Genomic DNA, 6,446 nt, shown 5'->3' on the forward strand with positions numbered 1-6,446 from the left:
CCAGTCGGCGGCGAGCAGCCCGGGCACCGCGTCCACCAGGGTGGCCACCCCGTCGGTCGGGATCGCGGCGACCGGGGCGAGCAGTTCGGCGTCCTGGCCGGTGGTGGTCGGCGCGCCGAACGCCCGCCACACCCCGTCCACCTTGACGCCGGGGAACGCGGCCAGACCGGCGAGGAGGCCTTCCACCCGCGCCGCACCCGGCCAGACCACCGTGAAGTCGTCGACCGCCCGGCCGCCGAGCCGCTCCAGCACCACCACCTGGACGATGTCGGCACCGGACACGCCGAGTGTGCGGGCCACCTGGCCGAGCGTCCCGGGTCGGTCCGGCAGGGTCACCCGAACTCTCAGCAACATGTCTGGTCCTCCGCTCGGCGGGCCGGCCGTGGCGGCCGACAGGCTGGGCACCGGCCTGTCGGTTGACCATTTCACCCCTGTTGCAGCGGCATGTCCCGGCGGCAAATCCGACCTTGACAAGAAAGCTGAGCTGCCATCAACTATTCGGATGACCGAACCGGCCGTCGACCCTGCCCGCACCCCGACCGGCTCGGCGTCCGACCGGTCCCCGAAGGGCCCGGATCTCGACCGGCTCGCCGCGTACCTGACCGAGCGGCGGCCCGAGCTGGCCGCCGGGCCGCTGTCGGCGCGGCTGATCGCCGGCGGCAAGTCCAACCTGACGTACCTGGTGCGCGCCGGCGAGCGCGAGATGGTGCTGCGCCGGCCCCCGCTCGGGCACGTGCTGGCCACCGCGCACGACATGGCCCGCGAGCACCGCGTGATCTCGGCGCTGGCGCCGACCGACGTCCCGGTCCCGGAGGCGCTGCTGCTCTGCGCCGACCCCGACGTGCTCGGCGCGCCGTTCTACCTGATGCAGAAGGTCGACGGCGAGGTCTACCGGAGCCGGTCGCAGACCGACCCGCTCACCGCCGGCCAGCGGCGTGACCTGGCCATGGCGATGATGGACACCCTGGCCGCGCTGCACATGGTCGAGCCGGCCGCCGTCGGGCTGGCCGACTTCGGCCGCCCCGAGGGCTACCTGGGCCGGCAGGTACGCCGCTGGGCCGGCCAGCTCGACCGTTCCCGCAGCCGCGAGCTGCCCGGCATCGACGAGCTGCGCGACGCGCTCGCCGACACGGTGCCGGAGGGCGCCAACGCGGGACGGATCGTGCACGGCGACTACCGGCTGGACAACCTTCTCGCCGCGGTCGACCCGGTCACGGTCCGGGCGGTGCTGGACTGGGAGATGGCCACCCTCGGCGACCCCCTCGCGGACCTGGGGCTGCTGCTGACGTACTGGAGCGTGCTGGGCGACAGCGACCTCGCCGAGGGCAACCCGGTCGCCGACGGGATCGGCCCACGCGCCGGCTTCCACACCGGCGCCGAGCTGATCGACCGGTACGCCGGCCGCAGCGACGTCGACGTCGGCCCGCTGCACTGGCACGTGGCGCTCGGCTGCTTCAAGCTCGCGGTGATCTGCGAGGGGATCCACTACCGGCACACCCTCGGGCAGACGCTCGGCGGGGGCTTCGACCGGATCGGCGACATGGTGGCGCCGCTGGTCGAGCACGGTCTGCGCGCGGTCCGGGAGAAGTAGCTGGTTGGGGTTGCGACGCTACGAGAGGGAACTCGCGGGGGCGGACCTGACCGCGGAGGGCGCGCACACCGAGATCCAGGCCATCAAGATCGCGACCCCGGCGATGGCCGAGTGGGTGATCGACAAGGCCATCCAGGGGCACGGCGGCGCCGGCGTCAGCCAGGACACCCCGCTCGCCGGCCACTGGGCCCAGACCCGCACCCTGCGGCTGGCCGACGGCCCCGACGAGGTGCACCGGGCCCCCCTCGCCAAGCGCGAACTCCGCCGCTGGGCGACCCCCGCCTGACCCGCTCCCCACCCCCTCCCGCCCACCAGTCGGCCCTCTTTCACGGAAAGAGGCCCTATCCGGCCGTGAATAGCCACGCATTCTGTGAAAGTGCGCGGATCTTGGCGGAGGGGCGGCGCGCGCGGCGGGGTGGGTGTGCGCGGATCCCGGCGGGGATGGCGGGGGGTGGGGGAGGTGGGGAGGCCGTCAGGCGGAGGCGCGGTGGATGAGCTTGGTGTCGAGGAGGACGTGCGGGGAGGGGAGCTCGTCGCCGCGGATCCGGGAGTACAGCAGCCGGGCCATCTGCCGGCCCATCTCCTCCACCGGCTGGAAGACCGTGGTCAGCGGCGGCTCGGCCTGCCGGGCGATCGGGGCGTCGTCGAAGCCGACCACCGCCACGTCCTCGGGCACCCGCCGGCCAGCCTCGCGGAGCGTACGAAGGGCGCCGAACGCCATCAGGTCGGAGGCGGCGAAGACCGCGTCCAGGTCGGGGCAGACCTCCAGCAGCCGCCGCATGCAGGCGGTGCCGCTGCCCTCGCTGAAATCCCCGTACGCGATCAGGTCCGGGTTGACGCTGCCGCCCGTGGCCTGGACGGCCTCCCGGTAGCCGGACAACCGGGCCAGGCCGGCGCCCATGTCCTGCGGCCCGGCGATGGTGGCGATGCGTCGCCGCCCCCGCTCGAAGAGGTGTTCCACCGCCTGCCGGGCGCCCCCGACGTTGTCCATGTCGACGAACCAGGCCGGCTGGGCGTTGGGGTGCAGCATCCGGGCCGGCCGGCCGCCGAGCACGGTGGGCAGGCCACGCTCCTCCAGCAGGGTGGGCAGCGGGTCGGAGTCGTGCAGCGAGAGCAGCAGCACGCCGTCGACGTGCTGGCTGGTCAGGTGGTTCTCGACCCGTTCCCGCTCGATCGGCGACTGCACCATGGCCAGCCAGAGCTGCATCGGGGTCTCCAGCAGCCCGGAGCTGACGCCGCGGACGATGCCGGCGAAGAACGGCTCGGTGAAGACCCGCTCGCCGGACTCGGAGACCACCAGCGCCACCGAGTCGGTCCGCTGGGTGACCAGCGCGCGGGCCGCCCGGTTCGGCACGTACCCCAGCTCGGCGATGGCCTGCTGCACCGCGGCCCGGGCCTCCGGACTGACCTGGGGCGAGCCGTTGACCACGCGGGAGACCGTCCCGCGCCCGACGCCCGCGCGGGCCGCCACCGCGTCGAGGGTCGGGCGCCCGAGCGACCGGGTGCGCTGCGTTGTCATCGTCAACTCCTCCGACGTCGGGCGGATCCGCCGCCCACCCGGTCGGGGTGGACGTCGGAGCCGCCCGTGAACTGGCTGGCCTTCGCCTATTGTGCGGCCAGACCGTTGCGTCGGATCACCTCGGCGTACCACCTGGCGCTGGACTTGGGGATCCGGCGCTGGCTGTCGTAGTCGACGTAGATCATGCCGAACCGCTTGGTGTATCCCCAGGCCCATTCGAAGTTGTCCATCAGTGACCAGGCGAAATAGCCCTTCAGGGGCACCCCGGAGCTGATCGCCGCGTGCGAGGCGCGCAGGTGGGCGTCGAAGTAGGCCAGCCGGTCGGCGTCGTCGACCCGCCCGTCGACCATCGTGTCGACGAAGGCGGAGCCGTTCTCGGTGACGTAGAGCGGCAGGTCGGTGTAGTCGTGGTGCACCCGCTCCAGCGTCTCGACCAGCCCCGGGGCGTCGATCTCCCAGTCCATGTCGGTGACCGGGACGCCCCGGGTGACGAACCGAACGTCCTCGCTGCCCGGCCAGCACGACCGCGCCCGCCAGGACTTCTCCGGCTCGGCCCCCTCGACCGGCGCGGCGACCACGTGCCGGCTGTAGTAGTTGACGCCGACCAGGTCCAGCGGGGTGGAGATGATCTGCAGGTCGCCGTCCCGGACGTGCCCGAAGTCGGTGACCTCGCGCAGGTCGGCCTTGAGGTCCGCCGGGTACGACCCGCGCAGCACCGGGTCGAGGAAGAACCGGTTGGCCAGGGCGTCGATCCGCCGGGCGGCGTCGACGTCGCCGGGCGCGTCGGTGGCCGGGGTGACCGGGTAGAGGTTGACGGTGATGCCGAGCTGGGCGTCCGGCCGGGACGTCCGCAGCGCCTGCACGGCGAGGCCGTGGCCGAGCATCAGGTGGTGCCCGGCGCGGACCGCGTCCGCCCCGTTCGACCGGCCCGGCGCGTGCACCCCGGAGCCGTAGCCGAGGAAGGCCGAGCACCACGGCTCGTTCAGCGTGGTCCAGTAGCGCACCCGGTCACCGAGCGCGTCGGCGACGAGCTGGGCGTAGTCCGCGAACCGGTCGGCCGTGTCGCGGGCCGGCCAGCCCCCGACCTCCTCCAGCGGCTGGGGCAGGTCCCAGTGGTAGAGCGTCAGCCACGGCTCGATGTCGTGGGCCAGCAGCTCGTCCACCAGCCGGCGGTAGAAGTCCAGCCCCTCGGCGTTGGCCGCGCCCGACCCGCCGGGCTGCACCCGGGGCCAGGAGACCGAGAACCGGTACGACTTCAGCCCCAGGTCGGCCATCAGCCGCACGTCGGAGGGCATCCGGTGGTAGTGGTCGCAGGCCACGTCGCCGGTGTGCCCGGCCACGGTCCGGCCGTCCGTGTGGCTGAAGGTGTCCCAGATCGACGCGGTACGGCCACCCTCGGCGGCCGCCCCCTCGATCTGGTACGCGGCGGTCGCCGCGCCCCAGAGGAAGCCGGGCGGGAAGGTCAGGTCCGGCCCGTGGTCGAGTACGCCGGCTGCGGGCGGGCTGGCTGGGTTGCTCATGACTTGACGGCACCTTCCATGATCCCGCCGATGATCTGGCGGCCGAACACGCTCCCATGAGATTGCCGTCGGCCGCGATGGGTGTCAATAGACCTATGGGAGCGTTCCCAGATTTTATCGCGCCGCCGCCGCGACGCGGCGGGCGGAGGCGTGGCGTTACGGGCGGTCGACCGGGTCAGCAGAGCCGGCGCAGCAGGGTGGCGGCGCGGCCCGGGTCGAAGGCCTCCGGATCGAAGCCCGCACCGGCCCAGTCGCGCATCGACCGGTGCTCCGGGTGGGCCGGGTCGGCGAGCGCGACCAGCAGCACCTGGTAGCCGGTGGGGCCACCGACGTCCTCCGGCGGGCAGGTGCGTTCCCCGTCGACACAGGACGGGTAGCGCTCGTCCGGGTCGGCGGTGAACGCGTCCTCCACAGCCAGGTCATGCTCCCACCAGTCGCCGAAGTCGTAGGTGTAGTGGAAGCGGCTGCCCTTGCCGACCACCGCGTCCAACCGGACGTCCAGCTCGTCGCGGAGCGCCAGCTCGCCGTCGGGGTCGGGCTCGCCGTACTGCAGGCCGTCGATCTCGAACGAGTGCAGGTGGCAGTCGCGCCAACCCATCGCGTGCTGCACCACCCGGTGCAGCCGGTCCAGCGTGTAGCCGCCGGGGACCAGCACCCGCCGCCAGACCGACGGCCGGACCCCGGTCAGGGACACCTTCACCTGGAAGATCTGACGCGGCATGCTGTCCCGTCCTTCCTCGGCATAGGCTGCCAGCATGATCTGCCGAGCGTGCCGGGCGAGGCGGCACGACGACTGTCCTGGCCGGAACTGGTGCGACTGCCAGCACCGTACCCCCCGACCCACCCCTCCGGTCACGGGTCCGGCCAGCGAATGACCGTCGGAATCCCGATTTCCCGGCTCTGGCCGGCGCCCGCGTCCGGGCCGCTGGACGACGCCGAGCTGGCCGCCCTCTACGGCCGCGCCGACCACCCCCACCTGCGGGTCAACTTCGTCTCCAGCGTCGACGGCGCGGTGGCCCTCGACGGCTACTCCGCCGGGCTCTCCGGGGAGCCGGACAAGCGGGTCTTCGGTCTGCTGCGGATGCTCTGCGACGCGCTGGTGGTGGCGGCGGGCACCCTGCGGCACGAGGGCTACCGGGCAGTCCGCCTGGACGAGGGCCGCCGGGCCTGGCGCCGGGAGCACGGGCTGGCCGAGTACCCGACGCTGGTGGTGGTCTCCGGCTCGCTGGACCTCGACCCGGGTCAGGCGGCCTTCGCCGACGCGCCGGTCCGACCGGTGGTGCTGACCAGCGCCGCGGCCGAGGCTCCGCCGGGCCTGACCGACGTCGCCGACGTGGTCCGCTGCGGCGCCGACCGGGTGGACCTCGCCGCCGGCCTCGCCGAGCTGCGGCACCGGGGTCTCGGTCAGCTGCTCTGCGAGGGCGGTCCGCACCTGTTCGGCGCGCTGACCGCCGCCGACCTGGTCGACGAGCTCTGTCTGACCGTCGCGCCGCTGCTCGCCGGCGCCGGGCCCGGCCGGATCACCGCCGGGGACGCCAGCCCACCGCGCCGCCTCCCGCTGCGGCACGTGCTCGCCGCCGACGACGGCGTCCTGATGCTGCGCTACGCCGGGGACGTGGCGGGCGCGGCGCCGGCCGGCGCCGCGCCCGCGGGCTAGGCCCGAACCGCCGGCCGCGGACGGGTCGGGCCCCGGGCGCGGGGGCAACGGCTCGTGGGGGCACGGTCGTCGCGCGGTCCGCGGCTGGGTCCCCCGCCGACCAACCCGGGATATGCGGACAGCCCCCTCGGACACGACACGGGCGCGGGTACGCCGGGC

5 protein-coding genes and 2 pseudogenes are annotated in these 6,446 nt (G+C 73.9%); 3 read left to right on the forward strand and 4 right to left on the reverse strand.

What is annotated here, in order from left to right:
• Nucleotides 1-354, reverse strand: a pseudogene (locus SLP03_RS31040) (amino acid-binding protein); the annotation flags it as partial.
• 148 nt (nucleotides 355-502) lie between these two features.
• On the opposite strand from SLP03_RS31040, the gene SLP03_RS31045 reads away from it, so the two are divergent.
• Together SLP03_RS31045 and SLP03_RS31050 are read left to right on the forward strand one after the other, a co-directional pair.
• Nucleotides 503-1,591 carry a phosphotransferase family protein gene (locus tag SLP03_RS31045; protein WP_319464202.1) on the forward strand — a complete coding sequence of 363 codons (1,089 nt, stop codon included), beginning with the start codon at nucleotides 503-505 and terminating at the stop codon, nucleotides 1,589-1,591.
• A 55-nt stretch (nucleotides 1,592-1,646) separates the two neighbouring features.
• A pseudogene (locus SLP03_RS31050) lies at nucleotides 1,647-1,877 on the forward strand (acyl-CoA dehydrogenase family protein); the annotation flags it as partial.
• Between the two features lie 186 nt (nucleotides 1,878-2,063).
• On the opposite strand, the gene SLP03_RS31055 reads toward SLP03_RS31050, so the two are convergent.
• The 3 genes from SLP03_RS31055 to SLP03_RS31065 all read right to left on the reverse strand — a co-directional run bounded on the left by SLP03_RS31055 (nucleotide 2,064) and on the right by SLP03_RS31065 (nucleotide 5,351).
• Complete coding sequence (locus SLP03_RS31055) at nucleotides 2,064-3,110, reverse strand: LacI family DNA-binding transcriptional regulator (protein WP_319464203.1); 1,047 nt, start codon at nucleotides 3,108-3,110, stop codon at nucleotides 2,064-2,066.
• Nucleotides 3,111-3,196: 86 nt separating this feature from the next.
• Nucleotides 3,197-4,630, reverse strand: a complete 1,434-nt coding sequence (locus SLP03_RS31060; protein WP_319464204.1) for a GH1 family beta-glucosidase — start codon at nucleotides 4,628-4,630, stop codon at nucleotides 3,197-3,199.
• A gap of 175 nt (nucleotides 4,631-4,805) precedes the next feature.
• Nucleotides 4,806-5,351 (reverse strand): plasmid pRiA4b ORF-3 family protein, encoded by a 546-nt coding sequence (locus SLP03_RS31065; protein WP_319464205.1) that lies wholly within the window; start codon nucleotides 5,349-5,351, stop codon nucleotides 4,806-4,808.
• Nucleotides 5,352-5,501: 150 nt separating this feature from the next.
• Here SLP03_RS31065 and SLP03_RS31070 point away from each other — a divergent pair, with 150 nt between their 5' ends.
• Complete coding sequence (locus tag SLP03_RS31070; protein WP_319464206.1) at nucleotides 5,502-6,287, forward strand: pyrimidine reductase family protein; 786 nt, start codon at nucleotides 5,502-5,504, stop codon at nucleotides 6,285-6,287.
• Nucleotides 6,288-6,446 lie beyond the last annotated feature (159 nt).

Origin of the sequence: Micromonospora sp. RTP1Z1, assembly GCF_033804685.1 — a bacterium.
Classification (GTDB): domain Bacteria; phylum Actinomycetota; class Actinomycetes; order Mycobacteriales; family Micromonosporaceae; genus Micromonospora.

Excerpts from the sequence above, each read along its gene's own strand:
- SLP03_RS31060 (WP_319464204.1), bottom strand. The coding sequence starts at position 4,630 with ATGAGCAACCCAGCCAGCCCGCCCGCAGCCGGCGTACTCGACCACGGG.
- SLP03_RS31045 (WP_319464202.1), top strand. The coding sequence starts at position 503 with ATGACCGAACCGGCCGTCGACCCTGCCCGCACCCCGACCGGCTCGGCG.
- SLP03_RS31065 (WP_319464205.1), bottom strand. The coding sequence starts at position 5,351 with ATGCCGCGTCAGATCTTCCAGGTGAAGGTGTCCCTGACCGGGGTCCGG.
- SLP03_RS31055 (WP_319464203.1), bottom strand. The coding sequence starts at position 3,110 with ATGACAACGCAGCGCACCCGGTCGCTCGGGCGCCCGACCCTCGACGCG.
- SLP03_RS31070 (WP_319464206.1), top strand. The coding sequence starts at position 5,502 with ATGACCGTCGGAATCCCGATTTCCCGGCTCTGGCCGGCGCCCGCGTCC.